General features: G+C 60.6%; 20 protein-coding genes and 1 pseudogene. 7 read left to right on the plus strand and 14 right to left on the minus strand.

Annotated features, from left to right (window positions below):
* Positions 1-42 precede the first annotated feature (42 nt).
* Positions 43-1,413, plus strand: a complete 1,371-nt coding sequence (locus tag KJB29_RS07375; RefSeq protein WP_215734045.1) for an OmpA family protein — start codon at positions 43-45, stop codon at positions 1,411-1,413.
* A gap of 81 nt (positions 1,414-1,494) precedes the next feature.
* Here KJB29_RS07375 and KJB29_RS07380 read toward each other — a convergent pair whose 3' ends face one another.
* The 6 genes from KJB29_RS07380 to KJB29_RS19305 all read right to left on the minus strand — a co-directional run bounded on the left by KJB29_RS07380 (position 1,495) and on the right by KJB29_RS19305 (position 7,637).
* A complete protein-coding gene (locus KJB29_RS07380; protein ID WP_215734046.1) occupies positions 1,495-2,871 on the minus strand; it encodes a sigma-54-dependent transcriptional regulator in 1,377 nt (458 codons plus the stop codon).
* Positions 2,872-2,983: 112 nt separating this feature from the next.
* Positions 2,984-5,230 (minus strand): sensor histidine kinase, encoded by a 2,247-nt coding sequence (locus tag KJB29_RS07385; protein WP_215734047.1) that lies wholly within the window; start codon positions 5,228-5,230, stop codon positions 2,984-2,986.
* Positions 5,231-5,403: 173 nt separating this feature from the next.
* Positions 5,404-5,832, minus strand: coding sequence for a response regulator (locus KJB29_RS07390; RefSeq protein WP_215734048.1), 429 nt, complete (start codon positions 5,830-5,832; stop codon positions 5,404-5,406).
* Between the two features lies 1 nt (position 5,833).
* Entirely contained in the window at positions 5,834-6,547 is a 714-nt protein-coding gene (locus KJB29_RS07395) for a sensor histidine kinase (protein ID WP_343213544.1), read from the minus strand.
* Positions 6,496-6,921: a PAS domain-containing protein gene (locus tag KJB29_RS19300; protein ID WP_343213545.1), complete on the minus strand. Its 426-nt coding sequence runs from the start codon at positions 6,919-6,921 to the stop codon at positions 6,496-6,498. Before KJB29_RS19300 ends, KJB29_RS07395 begins: the two co-directional genes overlap by 52 nt.
* Before the next feature lie 17 nt (positions 6,922-6,938).
* Complete coding sequence (locus KJB29_RS19305) at positions 6,939-7,637, minus strand: CheR family methyltransferase (RefSeq protein ID WP_343213550.1); 699 nt, start codon at positions 7,635-7,637, stop codon at positions 6,939-6,941.
* 465 nt (positions 7,638-8,102) lie between these two features.
* Between KJB29_RS19305 and KJB29_RS07405 the strand changes: the two genes are divergently transcribed.
* Entirely contained in the window at positions 8,103-8,960 is an 858-nt protein-coding gene (locus KJB29_RS07405) for a substrate-binding domain-containing protein (protein ID WP_215734049.1), read from the plus strand.
* Positions 8,957-11,167, plus strand: coding sequence for a putative bifunctional diguanylate cyclase/phosphodiesterase (locus KJB29_RS07410; protein WP_215734050.1), 2,211 nt, complete (start codon positions 8,957-8,959; stop codon positions 11,165-11,167). Before KJB29_RS07405 ends, KJB29_RS07410 begins: the two co-directional genes overlap by 4 nt.
* Positions 11,168-11,290: 123 nt before the next feature.
* Here KJB29_RS07410 and KJB29_RS19310 read toward each other — a convergent pair whose 3' ends face one another.
* The 7 genes from KJB29_RS19310 to KJB29_RS07445 form a co-directional block, all read right to left on the minus strand.
* Positions 11,291-11,950 (minus strand): PEP-CTERM sorting domain-containing protein, encoded by a 660-nt coding sequence (locus KJB29_RS19310; RefSeq protein ID WP_246560858.1) that lies wholly within the window; start codon positions 11,948-11,950, stop codon positions 11,291-11,293.
* Between the two features lie 841 nt (positions 11,951-12,791).
* A complete protein-coding gene (locus KJB29_RS07420) occupies positions 12,792-13,394 on the minus strand; it encodes an MlaC/ttg2D family ABC transporter substrate-binding protein (RefSeq protein ID WP_004513529.1) in 603 nt (200 codons plus the stop codon).
* A gap of 18 nt (positions 13,395-13,412) precedes the next feature.
* Positions 13,413-14,777, minus strand: a complete 1,365-nt coding sequence (locus tag KJB29_RS07425) for a TolC family protein (RefSeq protein ID WP_215734052.1) — start codon at positions 14,775-14,777, stop codon at positions 13,413-13,415.
* A 27-nt stretch (positions 14,778-14,804) separates the two neighbouring features.
* Complete coding sequence (mlaD, locus tag KJB29_RS07430; RefSeq protein ID WP_004513531.1) at positions 14,805-15,257, minus strand: outer membrane lipid asymmetry maintenance protein MlaD; 453 nt, start codon at positions 15,255-15,257, stop codon at positions 14,805-14,807.
* Between the two features lie 18 nt (positions 15,258-15,275).
* A complete protein-coding gene (locus KJB29_RS07435) occupies positions 15,276-16,022 on the minus strand; it encodes an ABC transporter ATP-binding protein (protein ID WP_215734053.1) in 747 nt (248 codons plus the stop codon).
* Positions 16,023-16,025: 3 nt separating this feature from the next.
* A complete protein-coding gene (locus tag KJB29_RS07440) occupies positions 16,026-16,799 on the minus strand; it encodes an MlaE family ABC transporter permease (RefSeq protein ID WP_004513533.1) in 774 nt (257 codons plus the stop codon).
* A 96-nt stretch (positions 16,800-16,895) separates the two neighbouring features.
* On the minus strand, positions 16,896-18,521 hold the full coding sequence (locus tag KJB29_RS07445) for an NADP-dependent glyceraldehyde-3-phosphate dehydrogenase (protein WP_215734054.1): 1,626 nt from the start codon (positions 18,519-18,521) through the stop codon (positions 16,896-16,898).
* Positions 18,522-18,667: 146 nt separating this feature from the next.
* Here KJB29_RS07445 and KJB29_RS07450 point away from each other — a divergent pair.
* A pseudogene (locus KJB29_RS07450) lies at positions 18,668-19,108 on the plus strand (dienelactone hydrolase family protein); the annotation flags it as partial.
* 50 nt (positions 19,109-19,158) lie between these two features.
* A complete protein-coding gene (locus tag KJB29_RS07455) occupies positions 19,159-19,677 on the plus strand; it encodes a protease complex subunit PrcB family protein (protein WP_215734055.1) in 519 nt (172 codons plus the stop codon).
* Here the strand turns inward: KJB29_RS07455 and KJB29_RS07460 are convergent.
* Positions 19,674-20,180, minus strand: coding sequence for a YqiA/YcfP family alpha/beta fold hydrolase (locus KJB29_RS07460; RefSeq protein WP_215734056.1), 507 nt, complete (start codon positions 20,178-20,180; stop codon positions 19,674-19,676). The two genes, KJB29_RS07455 and KJB29_RS07460, sit on opposite strands and share 4 nt — an antisense overlap.
* Positions 20,181-20,436: 256 nt before the next feature.
* On the opposite strand from KJB29_RS07460, the gene KJB29_RS07465 reads away from it, so the two are divergent.
* Together KJB29_RS07465 and rsgA are read left to right on the plus strand one after the other, a co-directional pair.
* Positions 20,437-21,192, plus strand: a complete 756-nt coding sequence (locus KJB29_RS07465) for a DUF5131 family protein (RefSeq protein ID WP_215734057.1) — start codon at positions 20,437-20,439, stop codon at positions 21,190-21,192.
* Positions 21,193-21,331: 139 nt separating this feature from the next.
* On the plus strand, positions 21,332-22,405 hold the full coding sequence (gene rsgA, locus KJB29_RS07470; protein WP_215734058.1) for a ribosome small subunit-dependent GTPase A: 1,074 nt from the start codon (positions 21,332-21,334) through the stop codon (positions 22,403-22,405).
* Positions 22,406-22,407 lie beyond the last annotated feature (2 nt).

Here is a 22,407-nt window from a genome sequence, read left to right on the forward strand (position 1 = left end):
GAGATCTTGAGGCTGCCTTACACAGAACAAGGAGGTTCCGCGATGAAGAGACTATTGGCTGCAGGATGCGCACTTTTCGCCCTTGCCACGACGGCGATGGCAGGGGTGAAGCCGGGCTCGTTTGCCATCACCCCCTACGTGGGAGGATACACCTTCGATGGCGAGCAGCACATCAAGACGGGCCCCACCTTCGGTATCCGTGGTGGGTACAATTTTACGAAAAACTGTGGGCTTGAAGGGGTCTTCGGCTATACCCCCACCGAGCAGACAAAGCGCGAGTCCGATGTTGATGCCATCACCTACCGTCTTGAGGGGCTCTATCACTTCATGCCGGAAACGGATCTGGTGCCGTTTCTGGCCGTTGGCGGCGGCGGAATCACCATCGACAGTGAGGGCGCCGGGGTGAGGAGCCGTACCGACGGCATCGTCACGGCCGGTGGTGGCCTCAAGTATTTCATCAACGAGGCGCTTGCGGTGCGGACCGATGGCCGCTACCTCCTCGACCTGAGCCGGACACTCAGCAACTGGGAATACACCGTCGGCCTCAGCTTCCTGTTTGGCGGCGAGAAGAAGGCTGTCGCTCCCGTAGCCCCCGCGGTGGCTGCTCCTGCTGAAGCGACCTCGGCACCCGAGGCCCCTCCCGCAGTCATGGCTGCCGAGCCGCGCCCTGGCCTCATGAAGTACTGCACCGATCTCAAGATCGAGTTCGACATCGACAAGGCCGACATCCGGCCCCAGTACAAGGACGAGGTGAAGCGTGTCGCCGACTACATGAAGCAGTATCCGAACACCACGGCGGTCATCGAAGGGTATACCGACGACGTGGGGAGCGACGACTACAATATGAAGCTCTCCCAGCGCCGCGCCGAAGCCGTTGTGAATTCCCTTGTGGAAGATTTCGGGATTGACCGCTCACGCCTCTCCGCCAAGGGGTATGGGAAGACCCAGCCCCTTACCTCCAACGCCACCGAGGCGGGAAAACAGAAGAACCGCAGGATCCAGGCGGTCGTCGACTGCGCCCTGGAGGATCCCAAGGTTATCGCCAAGCTTCCGGACCGGCTCTGTGTGAGCCTCAACATCCAGTTCGACACCGACAAGTACACCATCAAGCCCCAGTACCATGACGAAATCGCCAAGGTGGGCGAGTTCATGAAACAAAATCCCACCACAACCGCAGTTATCGAAGGGCACACCGACCGCGTGGGGAGCTACGACTACAACATGAAGCTCTCCCAGCGCCGCGCCGAGAGTGTCGTGACCTATCTGGCCGACAAGTTCGGCATCGAGAGATCCCGCCTCTCCGCCAAGGGGTACGGCTATACCCGCCCCATCGGGTACAACTCCGACCCGAAGGGACGCGCCATGAACCGGCGGATCAACGCCATCATCGACTGCGTGCTGCAGCAGAAGTAAGAATAAAACTCTCTTCTTCAAGAGAAAAGGGCCGTCTCCCCAAAGGAGACGGCCCTTTTCTCTTTGTGCGACACCCAAAGCTCATTTCCTGGCGTCGATCCCGTAGCTCTTCATCTTCCGGTAGAGATTGCTCCGTTCCAGCTCGATGACCTCGGCGGTGCGGGAGATGTTCCAGCCGTTTTCCTCCAGCTTCTGGAGGATGAATTCCCGCTCGAATCCTTCTCGGGCTTCCCGGAGGGAGTTGAGCTCAAGGGGTGCTCCGGGGTGCTGCGCCTCCCCTTCGCGGCCGGCTGCCGCGCTACCGATGGAGTCGGGAACCTGGTCGGGGGTGATGACCTTTCCCGGCGTCATGATGACGAGCCGTTCGATGATGTTGCGCAGCTCCCGTACGTTGCCGGGCCAGTCGTACCCCTTGAGGAGTTCCACCGTCTCCGGGAGCACCTTCTTGCGCTCCTGTCCCTCCCGCTGGGCGAAGATGGCGAGGAAATGCTCCACCAGGAGCGGGATGTCGTCCCGGCGCTCCCTGAGCGGCGGCACCGTGAAGGGGACCACGTTGAGGCGATAGAAGAGGTCTTCGCGGAAGGTGCCGCCGCGGATCTCGCCGGGGAGGTCCTTGTTGGTGGCCGCCACCACCCGCACATCCACCTCGATGGTCTTTGTCCCTCCCACCCGCTCGAATTTCCGCTCCTGGAGGATGCGGAGCACCTTGGCCTGGGTCTTCAGGGACATGTCGCCGATCTCGTCCAGGAAGATGGTGCCGCCGTCGGCCAGGTCGAATTTCCCCTTCTTCTGGGCCACGGCGCCGGTGAAGGCTCCTTTTTCGTGGCCGAAAAGCTCGCTTTCGATGAGCTCCTCGGGGAGGGCGGCGCAGTTGATCTCCACAAAGGGTTTCTCCTTGCGGGGGCTCCAATAGTGGATGGCCCTGGCCACCAGCTCCTTGCCGGTGCCGTTCTCGCCGGTGATGAGCACCGAGGCGTTGGTGGCCGCCACGCGCCTCACCTGCTCCTGGAGCTGGAGAATGGCCGGGGTGTTCCCCACCATGTCGTGTCCCTTGAAGGCCACTGTGCGGAGGGTGTCGTTCTCGGCCTTGAGGCGCCCCACGTCGAGGCCGTTTTTCACGGTGACGAGGACCTTTTCCAGGGAGAGTGGTTTCTCGATGAAGTCGTAGGCCCCGAGCTTCGTGGATTTCACCGCCGTTTCGATGGTGCCGTGGCCCGACATCATCACCACGGTCAGGAGGGGGTGGAACTCCTTGAGGGCCTGAAGGGTCTCCAGGCCGTCGAGCCGCGGCATCCAGATGTCGAGGAGCACCAGGTCGGGGTTCTCCTTCTTGGCCATGTCGAGGGCTTCCAGGCCGTCCTTGGCGAAGACGGGGCGGTATCCCTCGTCTTCGAGGATGCCGGCCAGGGCTGTGCGGATGTTCTGTTCGTCATCGACGACGAGTATTGTTTCGTTCATGTTGTGGTCCTCTAGCAAAAATTCCCCTCACCCGGCCTGCGGCCACCCTCTCCCAGGGGGAGAGGGTTTGAGTTTTCCCCTCGCCTTGGGGAGAGGGGCAGGGGTGAGGGGGCTACGCCGTTACCGGCAGTTCGATGATGAATTTCGTCCCGCGGGGAAGATTGTCCCGCACGCGGATGAAGCCGTTGTGGTCGGCGATGATGGTGCTGACGATGGCAAGCCCCAGGCCGGTCCCGGACTTCTTGGTGGAGAAATACGGCTCGAAGAGGCGGGGCTTGTCCTCGGGGGCGATGCCGTGTCCCGTGTCGGCCACGGTGATCACCGCCATCTTCAGGACGGGATCGAAGCGGCTTTCGATTTCGATCTCCCCCTCTTCGGCCACGGCCGCCACGGCGTTGTCCAGAAGGTTGATGAAGACCCGCTTGATCTGGTCCCGGTCGAGCTGCAGATGGGGGAGCCGGCGGTCTTCCCGGAAGCCGAACGAGATGCTCCTGTGCCCCTGGCTGAAGAGGGTGAGGGCCTCGCGGATGATCCCGTTCAGGTCGTTGGGGGCCGGGTTGGCGGCCGGCATCCGGGCAAAGCTGGAGAATTCGTTCACGAGGTTTTTCAGCTCATCCACCGATTTGACGATCATGGCGGTGCATTCGTCAAAGACGGTGTCTTCGTCGCCGAAGCGGGGGAGATAGCGCTTTCTCAGCCGCTGAGCGGAAAGCTGGATCGGCGTCAGGGGGTTCTTGATCTCGTGGGCGATGCGCCGGGCCACTTCCCGCCAGGCCGCCATCCGCTGGGCCTTGATGAGCTGGGTCAGGTCGTCGAAGACCACCACCGTTCCCAGGAACTCGCCGCTTTCGTCCCGCAGCATGGTCAGGTTGAAGAGGAGCGTCGCCCTGGAGTCGCGGATCGGGACCGTCACCTGACGGCTGATGGTGTCCTGCTTCGCCATCACCATGTCGCGCAGGATACCCTTGAGGGTGTCGATCTGCTCGTGCTTGAGGACCTCCCGGAAGTTCTTCCCCACCACGTCGCGGGCGGCGACCTGCAGGAGCTCCTCCGCCGATTTGTTGATGGTGGTGACCACGCCGTGACTGTCCACGGAGATGACGCCGGCGGCCACGTTGCGCAGCACGATCTCCATGTTGCGGCGCCGTTCGTCCAGTTCCTGGTTGCTCCGGACGAGCTCGATGTTGGTCTGGCGCAGGGCCTGCTGGTGGCTCCGCAGGTCCTGGGTCATCTTGTTGAAGGCGGCCACGAGAATCCCGAACTCGTCGCTCGATCGCTGCCCCAGTTGCACGTCCAGGTTCCCCTCGGCCACCTGGCGGGTCGCCTCGGCCAGCTCCTTGATGGGGGTCGTGAGGCTGTTGGCCAGGTAGATGCCGAACCAGACCGCCAGGAAGACGATCACCATGGTGACAAGGAAGAGGGTCAGGATGTACCCCGAGCGGATGGGATTCTTGAGGATCTTGAGCTGCCGGAACTCCTCGTAGGAGCTGGTGATCTCCCGCATCTTCTCCACGAGGGAGTAGGGGACGACGTAGTTCACCACCACCACCCCCACCACCTCGTCGGCCCGGTAGGTGGAGTAGATGGGCATGATGCCGCGGATCAGGTCGGCTTTCCCCACGGTGTTGACGCGGCTCAGTTCCTTGCCGTTGAGCCCCGCCTTGATGTCCTCGGAGGAGGGGTTCGTGAATTCCCCCTGGGGGACGCCGGGGTTCGACGACCGGACCAGCTCTTCGTTCTGGGAGGAGTAGACCTCCACGATGCCGAGGTTGTACTCCTGTTGCTTCCGGCGGACCAACTCCCGGAGCCGGGGAAGGTTTTCCTCGTTCAGGAGCCGCTCGTCCCGGATGATGGAACTGATCTGCCGGCCGTAATAGAGGGCGTTGGCGGCCGAGTTTTTGTAGTAGGTCTGGGCCACCTCCAGGGACTCGGCCAGGGAGTTCTCGACCTGGGTGTTGAACCAGTTGCGGATACTCATGTTGACGTAGGAGGCCGACACCACGAAGAGGAGCATGGTCGGCACCAGCGACAGTCCCATGAAGGCGATGACGAGCTTGGTCTGGAGATTGGCGCCGATGGCCTTGCTTCGTCGCTCCATGAGGAGCTTGGCCACATTGCGGAAAACCAGGTAGATGAGGAGAATGATGAGGAGAATGATGATGTTGATGATGCCGAAGATGAGGATGTTGCTCCCCATGGGGACTTCGGAACTGATGCGGGAGAGGTGGATCTCGGCCCGGGTCAGCACGAGGATCAGCAGGACGGAGATGGCGATGATGATTGCTTCCCGCCGCCGCTTTTTCCGTTCGTACTCCTGGGGTGAAAGCAGCCCTGGCTGTTGGTGATGGTTTTCAACCATTGATGGGGAATCCTTGGTGTGGCAAAAATGCAACAGGGTCACTTTATACAAACAGGAGCGTTAATGCAAGGGAGCGATTTGCCGAAGGGCGGTCTCGAAAATGAGAAAAGAGGCACCGACGGTTATGTGCGGTGCCTCTTTTCTCTAGGGGGGCTTTGGTAACTTGGTGCCAGTTAGTTGATCACCGCAGGCCTGTGACGTTTCAGCATGACCTGGTCAATAAATTTGCCGATGGTCAGGAACAAAAGCTTTGTGTCTATCGGTTTCAGGATGTAGTCCGTGATGCCGATCTCCCGCAACTGGTCGAAGTAGCACTTTTCGCTATAACCGGACATGACGATGATTTTGGCGTCCGGTTTCAGGCCTCTGATCTCCCCGGCCATCCGGATGCCGTCCATGTCGGGCATGTTGATATCGGTTATGACGATGTCGAATTCGTTGGCCCGGCAGAGTTCCAACCCTGATTCGCCATTATCGGCCAGGATGATGGCAACCCCCGGGAATTTGTTGGAGATCATGAGCGGAATCAACTCTCTCGCATACCGGTCGTCTTCCACAAAGAGAATGTTGATGGATTTGGCGGGATTTCGGGCCGGTTCCATGTCAGACCTCGATCCTGAATTCGGCGCATTTTTTGATGTTGCGAACGCTCAAGTGGCCTCCCCTGTTTCGTTCGATGATGTTTTTTGACATGAAAAGTTCGATGCCGCTTCCCTTGCCGAGTTTCTTGGTGGTGAAATAGGGATCGAAAATCTTGTCGATAATGTTCTCATCGACCCCGCCGCCGTTGTCGGTGATCGTGACAACAGCCCTGCCGTTCTCTGGCCGGGAACTCACTTTTATCCATTTGTTGCCCGTCCTTGATTCAACGAGCGCATCCCGTGCGTTTAACAGGAGATTGAGCAGCGCCTGGCTGAATTCATTGGGGAATCCCGTCACCTGCGAATCCTGGACAAAATCGGACTTGATTGAAATGCCTTGATGCGTGAAGAGTTCGCCAACGAATTTAAGGGTTTTTTCGAGGACCTGGTTGATCCTGAACGGGATCTTTTCCCGGTCCGGTTCGGAAAAGGTCCGGAAATCATCGATGGTTTGGGACAGGTGTTTGAGGATTCCCATCGCCTTCTCCACGTTAACGTCGACCAACTGCTTGTCAAGGCAGTCTGATTCACTGAACAACCCCAGTTGCTGAATCAACAGCCCCATGACATTCAACGATTGCCGCCATTGGTGGGCGATATTGGCGAGCATCTCCCCCATGGCGGTCATCCTACCCTGGTGAACCAGCAGCAGTTCCTTGTTCCGAAGCTCTTCCACTGCCTGTAGCCGGTCATGGTGATTACCACCCCGTCGATCACATCACTCACCGTGCGGTACGGCATGATCCGAACCGAGAACCAGCGCCCGTCATTGGTGGTCACCTGTTTTTCCGAATAGACCAGCGTCCGGAGCACTGCCTCGGCATCGTCGGTCAGCTCTGGGTAGCTGAGACCGTTGACGATGTCGGTGAGGGGGCGCCCCACATCGCTTGGGATCAGCTTGAACAGCTTGCTGGAGGCGTTGGCGAAGCGGCGGATGTTCAGCTTGCTGTCCAGGAAGATGGTGGCCACCTCGGTGCTGTTGAGGAAGTTCCGCATGTCGTCGTTCAGGTGCGACAACTCATCCACCTTGGCCTGCTGCTCGGAGTTCACCGTCTGCAGTTCCTCGTTCACGAGAACAGACGGGGGGGGGAGTGCTTTTGCAGCAGGATTCGGTCGGCCAGGACCTGGACGTTTATCTCGGGTTTCACGGGCGAAAGCTCCTTGTGGGGGGCCGACGTAAGGGGGAAGGTTGAGGGAAACGACATCAGGTTCGCCCGACTGATGCCGTTGTCCCGACTGAATAACCTCAATTTGGCATTGACGGCCGTGAAGAGCTCGGCACTGGCGCCGAGGGTTTCGGCGCTGCCGAGAAACAGCACCCCTCCCGGGTTGAGAACGTAGTGGAAGAGGGGGAGGAGTTTCTTTTGCATTTCAATGCCCAGATAGATCAGCAGATTGCGGCAGATGAGAATGTCGAGCTTGGTGAAGGGGGGATCGGTGATAACGTTCTGGGTGGCGAACGTGACCATTTCACGGATTTCCTTCTTGATCCGGTACCCGTCTTCGTCCTTGACGAAATAACGGTTCAGCCGCTCGGCGGAAACATCACTGGCAATGTTGGGGAGAAAGAGCCCCAGCCGGGCCTTGTCTATGGCGTCCCGGTCGAGATCGGTGGCAAAGATTTGCAGGGTGTAATGGACCTTGGGTTTGACCTGCTCCAGGACTTCCCTGAAGATGATGGCCAGGGAATAGGCCTCTTCGCCGGTGGAGCACCCGGCCGACCATGCCCGCAGTACCCCCCCCCTCCGGGTGGCTGGCCAGCAAATCCGGAATTACCTCGTTTTTCAGGTTTTCCCACGCGGCAGGATCCCTCAAAAAACTGGTCACGCCAATGAGGAACTCCTTGAAGAGCAGTTCCAGTTCCTGGTGATTTGCCTGGATGTAGCGCACATAGCCGGCGATGGAATCTGCCGGTCTCCGTAACGTTTCGTTAGAGTTGAAAAATAATATCCGCAGCAGTGGTGATTGGCAAGATAACAGGTGTGGATAGCGATAACAAATCCCTGCCGGTTAGCCTCGTCGTCCAAGTCCTCAGAAAGGGGAAGACCCCATGAAATCAATAAAAATGAATATCGGGAGAGCAGTTCCTCACTTTTGCGCTGAAAAACGAATAGAAAAATGTTATTAAACAGCATGTTTCGTCGCTTTGGCCGTGGCATTGCCATGGATACGCTGTAATCGTCATGACCGACAGAGTGGCTATACCGCAATCAGCCTGAGGAGGGTCTTTGATGAGGAATTCGATCGGTCCATCGTTGTCACTGGTTGTCGCATTGATGTTTTTTGCCCTGCTGATGGGGCCGTGCCGGGTGGAAGCAGCCGGGGCCGAAACCATCCGGGTGAATGGTTCCGGCAGTGCGCTGTACATAATGAAGCCGCTGATCAAAGCGTATATCAAGGCTCACCCCGGAGTCCGAATCGGAATGGAAAAGCCCCTGGGGAGTTCCGGGGCCGTCAAGGCACTGCTTTCGGGGGCGTTGGACATGGTTGTGGGCAGCAAGGTCCTCAAGTCGGAAGAGGTTGCGCGGGGGGGGATTTCCCGTGAGTACGGCAAGATGCCCCTGGCAATAGTGACGGGGGAGCAGGTGCCCAAGAGGGATGTCACCACGAAGGAACTGGAGGATATCTATTCCGGCCACGTGAGGACCTGGAGCAATGGCGAGCCGATTCGGCTGGTTCTGCGGCCCGATGCCGATATCGACACCACTATCCTTGCAGGGCTCTCCCCCGCCATGGAGAAGGCGGTGAAGTCCGCCCACTCTCAACATGGCATGATTGTAGCGGTGACGGATCCCGAATCCGATGAAATGGTCGCAAAGACGGCGGGCTCTCTGGGCACCGCGGCCCTGTCGGCGATTTTGGTGGAAAAGTTACCTCTGAACGTTCTCTCCCTGAACGGAATAAAGCCTTCCGTGAAAACCTTGGCCAACGGAACGTATCCCCTTGCCAAGGATATCCGATTCATCACGACGAAAAAAACTCCCTCTGCCGTCCTGAACTTCATCGATTTCATCTACTCGCCACAGGGCCGGGCCATCGCCGGAAAGGCAGGGATCCTCGTTACCGCGGGCGGTAGAAAGGGCAAGTGAAAACACTCAACGGATCCATAGCCCGTCTCACCACCCTTTTCGCGGGGGCCATAACCATCGCCGTGGCGGTTCTGGTCCCTGCAGGCTATTTTCTGATTTCCTACCAGTACATGCTTGGCAGCCTCGACACGCAGGCCGAACTCAACTCACGGGTCGTTACCCATCTGGTAATGGCTAATCCCGTCATGTGGCGGTATGAAGAAGTAAGGCTCATGGAACTGCTGGAGCGCCGTAGCCGGCAGGATATCCCCGAGGTGAGGCGGATTCTCGATCCCCAGGGGATAACCATTGTGGAGAGTGCGGACCATTTGCGTCCACCGGTGGTGTCCCGGCGCCATGCCATCTATGATGCAGGGCATACGGTAGCTCAGCTGGAAATTTCCCATTCCCTCGCCCCCCTGCTTCTGGAAACCGCCCTCGTGGCCGCCTGCGCGCTGCTGGTGGGAGGGCTCGGTTTCGTCATGCTCCGCACACTCCCCTTGCGGGCTGTCAACCAGGCTCACCAGTCCCTGGCGGAGAGCGAAGCGAAATATCGTTCCCTCTACGATTCGATGAAGGAGGGGATGGCGCTGCACCGGATCATCTCCGACATGGAGGGCAATTCCGTCGGCTTCGAGGTCGTCGACGTAAACCCTTCGTTCGCGTCGATCCTCGGCATGGAGAAATCCGCGATTATCGGCATGGGGGGCGAAGAGTTTTTCAGCGGTGCGCTCATGGCCCGTTTTGCCGAGATAGTTCGCGGAGCAGAGAGCGGCGAGGCGCTGATGTTCGAATTGCCCCTGCCGGAGAAAAACCTCTTTTTTGATGTGTCGGTGTTTTATCCGGATAGCGGTTTGTTTGCGACCCTGTTCGAGGACACCACGGCGCGCAAGAAGTCGGACGAACAGATCCAGAGCCTCGCCTACTACGACACCCTTACGGGACTACCGAACCGCACCCTCTTTCTCGACCGGTTGGAACAGGCCCTTGCCGGGGCCATCCGCGATAACGGTAAGCTTGCCCTTCTCTTCATTGATCTCGATGGCTTCAAGGTCATCAATGACAACCTGGGACATGCCCAGGGGGACCTGCTCCTCACCATGGTTTCGCAACGGCTGAGGGAAGGTGCCCGCCGCAAGGACACCCTTGCCCGGTTGGGGGGGGACGAGTTCATGGTCCTCATTTCCTATGCCGGTGAAGAGCGCAATGCGGCACATCTTGCCCAGAACCTCCTGGAGAGGCTCTCGCCCCCCTTCGAGATCGGCAGCCGTGTCGTTTACACTTCCGCAAGCATCGGCATTTCCATCTTTCCCGATGACGGGCAGGACGCGGAAACGCTCATGAGATGTGCCGATATGGCCATGTACGCAGCCAAGGAAGCGGGGCGCAACGGATACCATTTCCATTCGCCGGAAATGAACCGCAAGGCCCATGAACGGATGGAGCTGGAGATGAGTCTGCGGCAGGCCCTGGAGCGGGATGAGTTTTTCCTGGAGTTCCAGCCCATCATCAATGTTGGCGGAGACTGCCTGGTGGGCGCCGAAGCCCTTGTCCGCTGGCAGCATCCTGCACAGGGGAGAGTCATGCCGGGCACCTTCATCCCCCTTGCGGAAAGCTCGGGCCTGATCATTCCCCTGGGCGAGTGGGTGTTGCGGAAAGCCTGCGAGAAGATGAAGGAGTGGCGCGATGCCGGCCTCCCGCCCGTCAAGCTGTCGGTCAACATCTCGGGGCGGCAGTTTGAGCAGCGCAACTTCACTGCGTTGGTCGATGAAGTTCTGAAGGAAACCGGCGTCGATGCCCGCGCGCTTCAGTTTGAGCTTACGGAAACCAGCCTCATGAAAGATGCCGGAGCCACGGTGAGCGCACTTTACAAACTCAAGGAACTGGATCTGAGGATCGTGGTCGACGACTTCGGTACGGGGTATTCTTCCCTGGCGTATCTCAAGAACTTTCCCATCGATCACATCAAGATTGACCGCTCGTTCGTCATGGATATCTGCGACGATCCCGACGACCGGTCCATCGTGGAAGCCATTGTCGCCATGGCAAACAAACTCAACCTCGATGTTGTGGCGGAAGGCGTTGAAACCCGCGAACAGCGGGACTTGCTTCTGGATCTCGGCTGCCACGAGATGCAGGGGTTCCTCTTCCACCGCCCGCTGCCCGAAGAAAAGTTCGTTGAACTGCTGCGGGACGTGCGGCTTTGCTCTATCCCTACGGCGCCTTGATTCTTGCGCTCTTGGGCGGCATTACGGGACGCTGTCGGCCCAGAAGAAAGGCGGGCTGGTAAACTGGCCGGCAGCGTCTCCGGAATGTTCTCCTGTTAAGAATCCGAGGGCAATTCCTCGTTGTTATTGCTCCTTTCGTGCCCTCACCCGATGCAGCCCGAGCAGGGAGACGAGCCCGGCACCCACCAGAAGCATTGAGCTCGGCTCGGGAACTGCTTCAGGTCTGGGGGGTACCGCATTTTCTGCGGGGGGTACCGGATTTCCGATCTCCCACTCCAATACCACTCCATTCGTGGGCGTCAGGCCGAAAGCCAATGTTTTGTCGAAATCGGCAAATGATTCCGCATCGTTGTTGGCGTCGACATAGGCATCCAGGTACGACTCGATATCCAGCGTGTGCCCCACGATGGCCTCGAAGACGAACGTCAGGTAGCCGGTGTCGAAACTGCGTCCCCAATCGTAGTACATGCCCTCGCCCTGTTCCTTGGTTCCCCCGGCAAGATCATGGGAGGTTTCCGGGGTGATGTTGCTTCCGTAACTCCAGGACTCGCTCCAGTGGTTGGAGTAATTATAGCCCCAACCGGGCCCATAGACATCATAGGCTTCGGCCTCCCCGGAGGCGCCGAAAAAGGCCAGTTGGGGCGACCAGCATCCCACTTCACCCGGTCCGCATATGGTGACGCTGGAGTCACTGATGGCAAACCCGACGTCGAACTCGGCATGGGCCCATCCTTTGCTCGGATAGGATCGGGCATCAGCTCCCAGCGTCCCGTCCAGCTTCATTGTTAACTGGAGGCGGGCAGTATCCCCCGCCGAAAGCCCTGAGGCCCCCGGCAGGATTGTGGCTCTGTTTGTCGCGGTGGTAGCTATGTATGAGGACGTAAAATAATTATTCTGGGGCCTTGAAACCGCCGAAGCCGAAATCCCCATGCGAAGCTTTCCGGCATCGGCATACCCGGAGGATGTGGCATACGATTTATTGTCTCCAATTGAAAGCATGTCTCCCACCGGCCGGCTGAAAGAGACGCGCGCGGCAGAATCGTTGTATTCCCTGTAATAACCCGGATCCAACGAGGACGTAGGATTATAATCTCCATACGTGTAGTATTCAGCGTATCCGAAAACCTGAGCGCTCTGGCACAGCAGGATAAGCAAAGCAGCCGCGCCAGCCCCTAATCCCGAGCGAATCCTTTTTGCCATCTCATTCCCTCCCGAATAAATCTGAATATTTTGTTGACCAATCTGACTCAGCGGTTGCAATAAATATGTCATTTTATAAGTTCTTGTTATGTTTGCATTTTAATTAAATTGAAGTCGGCAGATGTAATGTTTTTCGACAGGTGCGGACAATGGATGGGGAAGAGTTCAACCTGAAGTGGCCACGTTGTGAGGAGGGTGGTGCGTTTGTTCTGATGGTATGGACACTGTCCTACAGCAGATAGCTATAGAATAGGCAGCACGTGCCCCATGACGCAAGCAGTCCGTGGGGCGACTTTATCCCATTCAAAAAAGTTTACAGTAATTGTCGAATTGTTTAACAGATTCCCATGCGGGAAATGCGCACAAAAAAGGCTGCTCCCCGCGGGAAGCAGCCCTTTTCTTGTGATCGATCGATGGCGGTCGGCTACGGCGCCTTGATCTCCGCACGCTTGGACCTGAGCTTTTTCAGGAGGGCGGGGTACCCCTCGTTGGTGATGATCTTGTTGAACTGGCCCCGGTAGTTGGATACGAGGCTCACTCCCTCGATGACCACGTCGTAAGCCATCCACCGTCCACCCTTGTTCATGAGGCGGTAGTCGAGGGAGTATTCGTCGCGCTTGGCGGTGACCACCTTGGACCTCACCTCGGCGTACTCCCCCTCGATCCTTTCGTTGAGGTAGACGATCTTCTCCTGGTTGTAGGATTCGATCTTGTCAGCGTAGGAGTTTTCCAGGAGCGTCTCGAAGAGGGAGACGAATTCCTTCTTCTCGGCGGCGCTTCGGTCCCGCCAGTTGCGCGCCATGGCACGCTGGGCCATCTCGCCGTAGTCAAAGACGGCACCGATGGCCTTTTTCAGCTCCTGGCGGCGCTTCTTCTCGTTCTGGGGTTTCTTCATCTCCTTGTCGGAGACGATCCGAACCACCTCATCCACGGTCTTCTTGACGGTCTGGGTGGGGCTTCCTTGGGCGAAGACCGGCCCGCCAAGGGCGAGGGTGATGAAGAGAATCGGCAGGGCAAACCATTTCATGACAATGTTCCTCCGGGGTTATTTCTCCAGCGGCATGGCGCCGACGGCGTAGTCCAGGTTGGCCCGGGACATCTTCTGGTTGTAAATGGACTGGAAGTAGCCGGCCCGCATCCGGGCGTAGTTCTGGAGCCCGTCGAAGAGCTCCTTGGCCGGGCCGACGCCGAAGTCGAAGTTGGCCATGGCGGAGACGATCCACTTCTTGGCATTGCTGTACGCGTCCCGGGTGGAGTCGATGCTCTTCTCCGCCTCCTTCAGCTCCAGCCACGCCTTTTTCACCTGGAGGGGGATGTTGGTGTCGGCGTAAACCTTCGTGGAGAGGAGCCGGTTGTACTGGGCCCGCTCGCCGGCCACCTTGGAGCCGGTGATGCCGAAATCGAGCTTCCACCTGGCCCCGAGGGCGATCCCCGTCCAGAAGTGGTTGAACTCGTCGGTAATGAAGGGGTTGTCGATGCGGCTCCGCTCGGGGGAATAGGCGCCGGACAGGAGCCCCGCCAGGAAGATGTCGGGGTAGTAGGCCGCCTTGGCCGCCTCCACGAGTGCTTCCCGGGCCTGGAGCCCTTCCTTGAGCTGCTTGAACTCGGGGCGCTTTGCCCGGGCCTCGTCGATGTAAGCCGGAAGATCGCCGGCGGTTCCCTCGTCGGGCACGAGTCGCTCGGTGGCGATGTCGATCCGGGCCTCCGGGGGGAGGCCGACGCGGCTCCGGAGCGCCGAGAGGGCCAGGGTTTCCCCCTTGTCGGCCTCGGCCAGGTATTTCCCCACCTCGCCGTTGAAGGCGTCGAGCTTGTAGATGTCCAGCTCCTCCACGTTGGGGGAAGACTTGTCCAGAAGCTCCTGGGCCTTCTTGCGGGCCTTGTCCAGGTTCTCCCGTACCTCCAGGACCACTTCCCTCATCTCCCGGGCCAGGAGGACGCCGTAGTAGTACTCCTTGGTCTGGAGCGCCACCTCGTTGCGCCGCTGGTCCTTCTTGGCCCGGTCCACCTCGATGCCGTGGGTGGCCGCCTTCATGTTTTCGCTGATCTTGCCGAAGGTGTAGAGGGGCTGGACCAGGGTGGCGTCGCCCCGGGCGAACCAGGTTATGCGGGAGGTGTCGTCGGACCCGTCCGGTGACCAGACTTGGTTGCCCCTGGCCTCGGGGACCGGCCCGAAGAGGGCCTTCATTTCGATCTGCGGGAACCGGTACCCCTTGGCCTCCTCGAGCTTGGACTGGGCCAGCTCGATGTCGGCTTGGGATTCGCCCAGCTCCGGGGCTGTAGCTATGGCGCCCCGAATGCATTCATCAAGGCTGAGGGTTTTCGGTGCCGTTGCCGGTTCGGCGGCCAGCGCCCCGGACAGCGGGAGTGCCGTCAGGCAGCATGCCAGTACCACTGCGCGAAGTGTTCTCATTTCCTTCCCTCCTGGAATGCGGCTAAGTCACTCCACCTTGCCATGGATGTACTTGCTCAGCAGCTCCTCCAGATCAACTGCCGATTCGGTCTCCCTGATCCTGCCGTTGTCGGCCAGAAAGTTATCGGAGCCGCCGGGCTTCAGCAGGATGAATTTGTCGCCGATGATGCCGCTGGTGCGTACCGAGGCGATGACATCGTCCTGGAGCTTTACCCCGTTGGCGATTCGCATGGAGACCCGTGCCCGGTCATTGAACTTCGGGTCGAGAGCGATCCGGTCGACCCGGCCGACCTCCACCCCGGCAATCTCCACCGCTGCCCCCTCCTTGAGTCCCGACACGGAGTCGAATTCGGCGTAGACCTCGTAGTGGTCCCCGCCGACCAGCTCCATCTTGCCCAGCTTCACCGAGAGCCACCCGAGGCAGAGGATGCCGATGGCCACGAAAATGCCGACAATGAGTTCGAGAGTGACTTTCTTCATAACAATCCCCTGCCTGTGTCAGATGAACTTGATGGGTCCTTCGAGACTGCCGCTGATGAACTGCCGCACCACCGGGTGCTCCGAGTGCCGGATCTCCTCCGGCGTCCCCATCTCGGTGATCCGTCCCCGGTAGAGCATGGCCACCAGGTCCGAGATGTCGAAGATCTCCGGAATCTCGTGGGAGACGATCACCGCCGTGTAGCCGTACCGTTCGTGGGTATCCCTGATGAGCTGGTGGATGGCCCGGCAGATGATCGGGTCAAGACCCGTGGTCGGCTCGTCGAAGAGGATGATCCGCGGGTTCAGCAGCAGCGCCCGGGCAAGCCCCACCCGTTTCTTCATCCCCCCTGACAGCTCGTCGGGGTACTTTTTGTCGATCCCCCTGAGCCCCACGTTCTCCAGGGCGTTGTGGACCCGGTCGCGAATCTCGGCCCGGGAGAACCGGGTCTTCTCCTCCAGGGGGAACGCCACGTTCTCGAAGACCGTCATGGAGTCGAAGAGGGCCGCGTTCTGGAAGAGCATCCCGAACTTCTCCCAGACCCGGTTCATCTCGAACCGGCGCATGGCGGTGATGTTTTCCCCGTCCACGTGGACCTGGCCCCGGTCGGGCTTCATGAGGCCGATCATGTGCTTCAGGAGCACGCTCTTCCCTTCGCCGCTGGGGCCGATCACCGCCGTGATCTTCCCCTCGGGTATCTCCAGGGAAAGGCCGTCCAGCACTGCCTGGGAGTCGAATGACTTGTGGATGTCAACGAGTTTGATCATAAATTACAGCATCACCGACGTGAGGAAGTAGTCCCACACCAGCACCAAGACCGACGACATGACCACCGCCTCGGTGGTGGCCCGCGACACCCCCTCGGCACCGTGGCTGGCGTGGTATCCCTTGTAGCAGCAGACCCAGGCGAGGATGCCGCCGAAGGAGATGGATTTGACGAACCCGGACCAGACGTCCTTCCACTCCACGCTCCGCTCCATCTCGTGGAAATAGGCGCCGGGGTTAACCCCCAGGAGTTTGACCCCCACCAGGTACCCGCCGTAGATGCCGACCACGTCGAAGATGGCGCACAGAAGCGGCACGGCCACCAGCGCCCCGACGATCTTCGGCGAGATCAGGTACTTGAACGGTTCCAGCGCCATGGTCTTCATCGCGTCGATCTGTTCGGTTATCTTCATGATCCCGATTTCGGCGGTTATGGCGCTGCCGGCACGCCCCACCACCATGAGGGCCGTGAGGACCGGCCCCAACTCGCGAATGAGGGAGAGGGCCACCGCCGAGCCGAGCATCCCCTCGGAGCCGAACTTGGCCAGGGTGTAGTACCCCTGGAGCCCCAGGACCATCCCGGTGAACGAGGCGGTGAGGGTTATGACGAAGAGGGATTTGGTGCCGATGAAGTGGATCTGTTTGAAAATATGGAAGGGCCTGCCGGGCCGGATGATGATGTTCACGAGGGCCATGACGAGAAAGATCAGCATCCGGCCCATTTCCCGGAAGATGAAGATGGTGACGGCGCCCAGTTTTTCGAGGAAGGTGCGGAGCACGGTTCTCTCCCGATAAGATTGATAGGTGCGACAGAGTATATGACGAAGAGTCGCCGAAGTAAAGGCTTGAGGGGGCGAGAAAATTCACTCCCACACTCAGAGGATGAAGTCCGTGGAGAGGAAGTTGGAGCGGTGCTCCCGGACGATGTCGGCAATGATCTCCTTGTTCAGATCTATTTCCTTGGCCGCCACCAGGGTCCGGATGGAGAAGGAGCGCAGAGCGTCCGAGACCGACAGGGTCCCCACAGCCGAGTCCTTCCGCCCGGTGAAGGGGAAGATGTCGGGGCCCCGCTGGCATTGGCTGTTGATGTTCACGCGGGAGACCTGGTTCACCAGGTGGTCCACGAGGTTCGCCAGGGTCTGGGGATCGCGGCCGAAGATGCTCACCTGCTGGCCGTAGTCCGACTCCTCGATGGTGCGGATGGGGGTGGTGGCGTCGGTGAACGGAACCACCGGCACGATGGGGCCGAACTGCTCTTCGGCATAGAGGCGCATGGCCGGGGTCACCGGATAGACTACGGCGGGGTAGAAGAAGGAGCCGGACATGGCCCCCCCGCCGTCATTGACAATCCGCGCGCCGTGTCTGCGGGCGTCTTCCAGCAGCTCCGAGAGATAGACCGTTTTTCCCGGTTCGGGGAGAGGGGTGATCATGACGCCCGGTTCCCAGGGCATCCCGCAGCCGAGGGCGGCGAGGGCTCGGGAGAAGAGATTCAGGAAGTGGTCGGCCACCGACTCGTGGACGAAGATGATCTTGAGGGCGGTGCAGCGCTGGCCGTTGAAGGAGAGGCTGCCGGCGATGCACTCCTCCACCGCCAGGTTCAGGTCGGCGTCGGGGAGGACAATGGCCGGGTTCTTGGCCTCGAGCCCCAGGACCGTCCGGAGCCGGTGGGGCTTGGGGTGCTCCTTGTGGAGGGCGTTGGCCGCGGGGCTCGTGCCGATGAAGGCGAGGACGTCCACCTTTCCCGACGCCATGAGCGGCGGGGTGACGGTGCGGCCGGCCCCGAAGAGGGTGTTCACCACGCCGGGGGGGAAGGAGTCCCGGAAGGCTTCGAGCAGCGGTGCGAAGAGGAGGACCCCGTGGCGCGGTGGCTTCAGGAGCACCGTATTCCCCATGATGAGGGCCGGTATGAGGGTGGTGAAGGTTTCGTTGAGGGGGTAGTTGTAGGGCCCCATGCAGAGGGCCACGCCGAGGGGTGCCCGGCGGATCTGCCCGATGATCCCCTCGTGGATCACGAAGCGGGAGGAGACCCGGTCCAAGTCCTTGAGGGCATCGATGGTGTCGTCGATGTAGGTGATGGTCCGGTCGAACTCCTTGGCGGCGTCCTTTTCGGCCTTGCCGATCTCCCACATGAGGAGCCGGACCACCTCGCTCCGCCGTTCCTTCATCCGGGCCGCGAACCGTTGCACGTGGCCGATGCGGTCGGCAACGGTCATGGTGGGCCATTCACCCCTGCCGTTGTCATAGGTGGCCACTGCCGCGTCCAGGGCCGCAAGGGCTTCGGCCTCGCCCATGAGGGGGAAACTTCCGATCCTGACCCGCTCGGGGTCGTCCGGAGTCCTGACGCAGACCGGGGAGAAGACTTCCTGGGATGGTCCCTCCCAGTGGCGAAGTTCCCCCCCCACGAGGTAGGTCCGAAGCTCCACCGGGGCCGGGAGCAGGTGTTGGGGCGGGATATCCTCCGATGCGGGAAAGATGGTTGCGATTTTTTCACTGATGGTCATGGGAACCTCCTCCTGGACTCAAGGCAACAAGGAAAAGGGTAATGCAGACTCCCCGATAATCAAGGAGCCGGAGGCGCATACGACGCCATGCGGGAAATTTTTCCGTAATCTGGTAAAGTTACCGCAGACGTTGGAACCGCCTTCGGGCGGCGGGAGAGGAGGTGCGGCATGGGCGGAATCAAGAGGTTCGTTTTGTCGGCGCCATCGGCTACTGCTTTGGCGGTGCGGTGGTGTTGAACATGGCCCGTCAGGGCCTCGACCTCAAGGGTGTGGCGAGTTTCCATGGCAACCTCGCCACGGCAAAGCCGGCCGAGCCGGGCGCGGTCAAGGCGAAGGTCATGGCATTCAATGGGGGGGCAGACACGTTCATCCCCCCCGAACAGGAGGGAGCCTTTGCGGCCGAGATGACCAGGGCCGGCGCTGCCTTCCGGTTCTTCTCCTACCCGGGCGCGAAACACGCCTTCACGAACCCCGACGCCGATGTCTATGCCCGGAAATTCGGCCTCCCTTTCGCCTATGACGCCGCCGCCGACCGGGATTCGTGGGAGGAGATGAAGCGCTTCTTCCGACGGGTGTTCGGGCGATAGAGCCCTTGCGGCAACCGGATTGAAATTTACACGAACAGGATGGTCCACCTATGAACTTCATTCGCACACCTCTGCTTCTGGTTCTCACCGTCATCTCCCTTGTGGGCTGCGCCACCGCTGTCCCGGTACAGCCACCTCCCGCCGCCTTAAAGGTGCCCGTCGAGACGGTCGCCAAGGGAGTCGGCGGCGCCTACTCCGAGCCCGGAACCGATACTCAGCTCGTCTGGCCCCAGATCCGCGTCATTTCCGACCAAGGGGGATTTACAGCGTTCTGGAACTCGCTCCACCGGAACGTGACACCCCCGCCGCCGCTTCCTTCCGTCGATTTTTCGCGTAATGACGTGGTTGCCGTGGTGGACATGGTCCGGCCGACCGGTGGGTACGGCATCGAGGTCAAGGAGGCGCAGGAGGGTATGGATGCCATCTGGCTTACCATCATCCGGAGAACGCCGGGCAGGGGGTGCTTCACGGCCCAGTCACTGAGCCAGCCCTATCATCTGGTGGCCATCAGGAAAAGTGGCAAGCGCTGTATACCCAACTATGTCGATGTGACCTACTCCTGCCCCTAGCAGGTTGCTATGCTTGCAAGAAAGAGCTCGAAGAGTTCTTCGATGAAGGGGAGTTGGCCCACGAGCGCGTGGTCGCCATCCACCAGGAAGAGCCGTGCGCGGTTCCGCTGTGCGAAGCGGACGGCATTCTCCATGGGAATGACTTCATCGTGCATGCCGTGGATGACGTAGGTTCTCCCCGATGGGGTGGGGTCCGGTTCGGCGTAGCCGGGGAGGTAGACGGCCGGCGCCATGAGGAAGAGTCCCGCCGGCTTCACGGTCTGTGAGGCCACTGTTGCCACATATCCCCCCATGCTGGAACCGACGAGGACAAGGGTGCCCGTTTCGCCGGTGCACCGCTCCACGAGCCTGCCGACCCGGGCATCGGGGTCGGAGAGGTCGGTGTAGTCGATGCTTTCGACGGCAAAACCCTGCTTCCGTGCCACGGGGGCCAGGGCCGAAATCTTGGTTCCCCAGGGGCCGCTCTCCTTGCCGTGGGAGAAAATGACGAGCCTTCGGTTCACTGGGCCGCTCCGGAAAGGTCCGACTGGTCTCTTCTGGTCGCTCTGCTCATGCTTTTCAAAACGTCGCTCCTACGGTGTCAGAACATCTCGAAACTATCAGGTGCCGTGAGTGTAAGACATTTTAATGTCCCCCGGGGAAAATGCAAACTGTTTGCGGGAAACATCCCGCGCACCTCAAGTTTTGTGCCAGTTCACCGATACGTAACTGTGGGTATTTACATCGGTGGACAGCAATGAGGTTAAGGCAGGGCTGGAGATGTTCAATCGGTTGAGGCAAGGGATTTTCTGGGATGACGCCTGGGAGGTGCTCATCCGGCGGGATACGGTGGACCGCGAGACCCTCTGGCGCCCCTTTGGCGAGAAGGAGGGAAAGGTCTGGAGCGTGGGGGGCGACCCCTTCCATCCCTCCCTTCCGGTGGAGCAGCTGGACGCCATGCTTTCGGTCGTGGCCTCGTCTCCCCAGCATCTCTTCATCACCGTCACCGATTACCCCGAGTATTCTTTCCAGAGGCTCTACGCCACCTCGCCGGATTCCCCCTATCGCCTCCTGGAGGAGGACGATACCCTCAACAACCTCTGGTTCCTGGTCCGGATACGGGACCAGGAGGAGGCGGATCTCCGCGTCCCCGCCACTATTGCCCTCAAAAACTGCTGGGTGGCCGACGGGGTCCGGTGGCCCATGGTCGGCATCCTTGCCGAGCACCTTCGGGGAGGACTGGACCTGCGGCAGGTGAACAGCCTCTGCCTGGCCGGGTTCGGCGCCATCGACTGGGTGGTCTGCGGGGGGGCCGGGGATGGCGACGCTCCACACCATGCCGACTGGGCGCGGGATCTCCGCGATCAGGCAGAGGAACGCGGCATACCCTTCCTCTACACCGGGAGCGGAGGGCTTCTGGACGGACGGACCTGGGACGAGATTCCCCCCTTCAGGGGAGAACCCAACCACCTCCATATCTTTGACCACTGCCGCGCCAACCGCCGGGATGGCTCCATCCGGAGCGTAGCCGCCTGATACCCCACGCCCTGCCATTCCGGCACACCCTGCCAGCGATTTCCTTTTATTCCCTTCCTGGAGCACCATCCGTCGGTTGCGTTTCCCTCCACATTGCGTACAATGCCGTCGTGCGACTATGCGGAGGGCGAGGTTTTTCATGGATGAGCTGAAAGCGTTGGGATGGAGCGGCTGGTTTGCGGAAACGGCCCCCGAGGGGGGGGCGGATCCCGGCACCGTGGCGCGGGTGACGGCCGAGCTTCGGGGGGAGTATCGGCTGAGGGCCGCCGCGGGGGAGTTTCCGGCGCAGCTTGCCCCCCGACTCCGCAAGGGGGCTGCGGACCGCCTTGACCGCCCCATGGTCGGCGATTGGGTCGTCATTGAACCGGTGAACGGCGGGTCGGAAGTGACGATCCACGACATCCTGCCGCGCCGGACCCTCCTTGCCCGCCGTGGCGCGGGTGGCGGGGGCGAGGTGCAGCCCATTGCCGCCAACGTTGATCTGGTCTTCATCGTCATGGGGCTCGACGGCAACTACAACCCGAGGCGTCTCGAACGGTATCTGGTGGCGGCCCGGGAGAGCGGCGCGGAGCCGGTGGTCATTCTCAGCAAGGCCGATCTCTGTCCCGAGGCGGCGGAGCGGGTTGCGGAGGCGGCGGCCCTTGGCCCCGGCGTGCGGGTGGTTCCTGTCAGCTCTCTGGCCGGAGAAGGGGTATCAGCGGTGAGGGAAGTCCTGGCGCCGGGGGTGACCGCCTGCTTCGTCGGTTCCTCCGGGGTGGGGAAGTCGACCCTTGTCAACCGCCTTGCCGGGGAAGAGGTCATGGCCACCGGCGCGGTGAGGGAGCGGGACGCCAAGGGGCGCCACACCACCACCCACCGGCAGATGATCCTCCTCCCCTGCGGCGCCATCGTCATCGACACCCCCGGCATGCGCGAATTCGGCCTCTGGCAGGCGGGGGAGGGGCTTGACGCCTCCTTTCCCGAGATCGCCGAACTGGCCAAGGGGTGCCGGTTCCACGACTGCAGCCACGCCCACGAACCCGGGTGCGCGGTGCGCGATGCCCTGGCCGGCGGAGAGATCGACCCGGGGCGCTACGCCAGTTATCTGAAGCTCAGGAAAGAGGATGAGGAGGCCGCTGCCCGCGACGACGTGGCTGCCCGGCAGGAGCGGAAGGGGAAGGAACGGCGCATTGCCAAGGGGCGCCGGGTGGTTCTCCGGAAGAAAGGACAGTAGTA

Origin of the sequence: Geobacter grbiciae, from assembly GCF_018531165.1 — a bacterium.
Taxonomy (GTDB): domain Bacteria; phylum Desulfobacterota; class Desulfuromonadia; order Geobacterales; family Geobacteraceae; genus Geobacter; species Geobacter metallireducens.

What these genes read in the sequence shown, in the direction of transcription:
- KJB29_RS07380 (WP_215734046.1), bottom strand. Translation starts at nt 2,871, where the DNA reads ATGAACGAAACAATACTCGTCGTCGATGACGAACAGAACATCCGCACA.
- KJB29_RS19310 (WP_246560858.1), bottom strand. Translation starts at nt 11,950, where the DNA reads ATGAAGCTGGACGGGACGCTGGGAGCTGATGCCCGATCCTATCCGAGC.
- KJB29_RS07435 (WP_215734053.1), bottom strand. Translation starts at nt 16,022, where the DNA reads ATGATCAAACTCGTTGACATCCACAAGTCATTCGACTCCCAGGCAGTG.
- KJB29_RS07390 (WP_215734048.1), bottom strand. Translation starts at nt 5,832, where the DNA reads ATGGAACCGGCCCGAAATCCCGCCAAATCCATCAACATTCTCTTTGTG.
- rsgA (WP_215734058.1), top strand. Translation starts at nt 21,332, where the DNA reads ATGGATGAGCTGAAAGCGTTGGGATGGAGCGGCTGGTTTGCGGAAACG.
- KJB29_RS07405 (WP_215734049.1), top strand. Translation starts at nt 8,103, where the DNA reads ATGAGGAATTCGATCGGTCCATCGTTGTCACTGGTTGTCGCATTGATG.
- KJB29_RS07445 (WP_215734054.1), bottom strand. Translation starts at nt 18,521, where the DNA reads ATGACCATCAGTGAAAAAATCGCAACCATCTTTCCCGCATCGGAGGAT.
- KJB29_RS07465 (WP_215734057.1), top strand. Translation starts at nt 20,437, where the DNA reads ATGTTCAATCGGTTGAGGCAAGGGATTTTCTGGGATGACGCCTGGGAG.
- mlaD (WP_004513531.1), bottom strand. Translation starts at nt 15,257, where the DNA reads ATGAAGAAAGTCACTCTCGAACTCATTGTCGGCATTTTCGTGGCCATC.
- KJB29_RS07420 (WP_004513529.1), bottom strand. Translation starts at nt 13,394, where the DNA reads ATGAAATGGTTTGCCCTGCCGATTCTCTTCATCACCCTCGCCCTTGGC.
- KJB29_RS07385 (WP_215734047.1), bottom strand. Translation starts at nt 5,230, where the DNA reads ATGGTTGAAAACCATCACCAACAGCCAGGGCTGCTTTCACCCCAGGAG.
- KJB29_RS07455 (WP_215734055.1), top strand. Translation starts at nt 19,159, where the DNA reads ATGAACTTCATTCGCACACCTCTGCTTCTGGTTCTCACCGTCATCTCC.
- KJB29_RS07375 (WP_215734045.1), top strand. Translation starts at nt 43, where the DNA reads ATGAAGAGACTATTGGCTGCAGGATGCGCACTTTTCGCCCTTGCCACG.
- KJB29_RS07425 (WP_215734052.1), bottom strand. Translation starts at nt 14,777, where the DNA reads ATGAGAACACTTCGCGCAGTGGTACTGGCATGCTGCCTGACGGCACTC.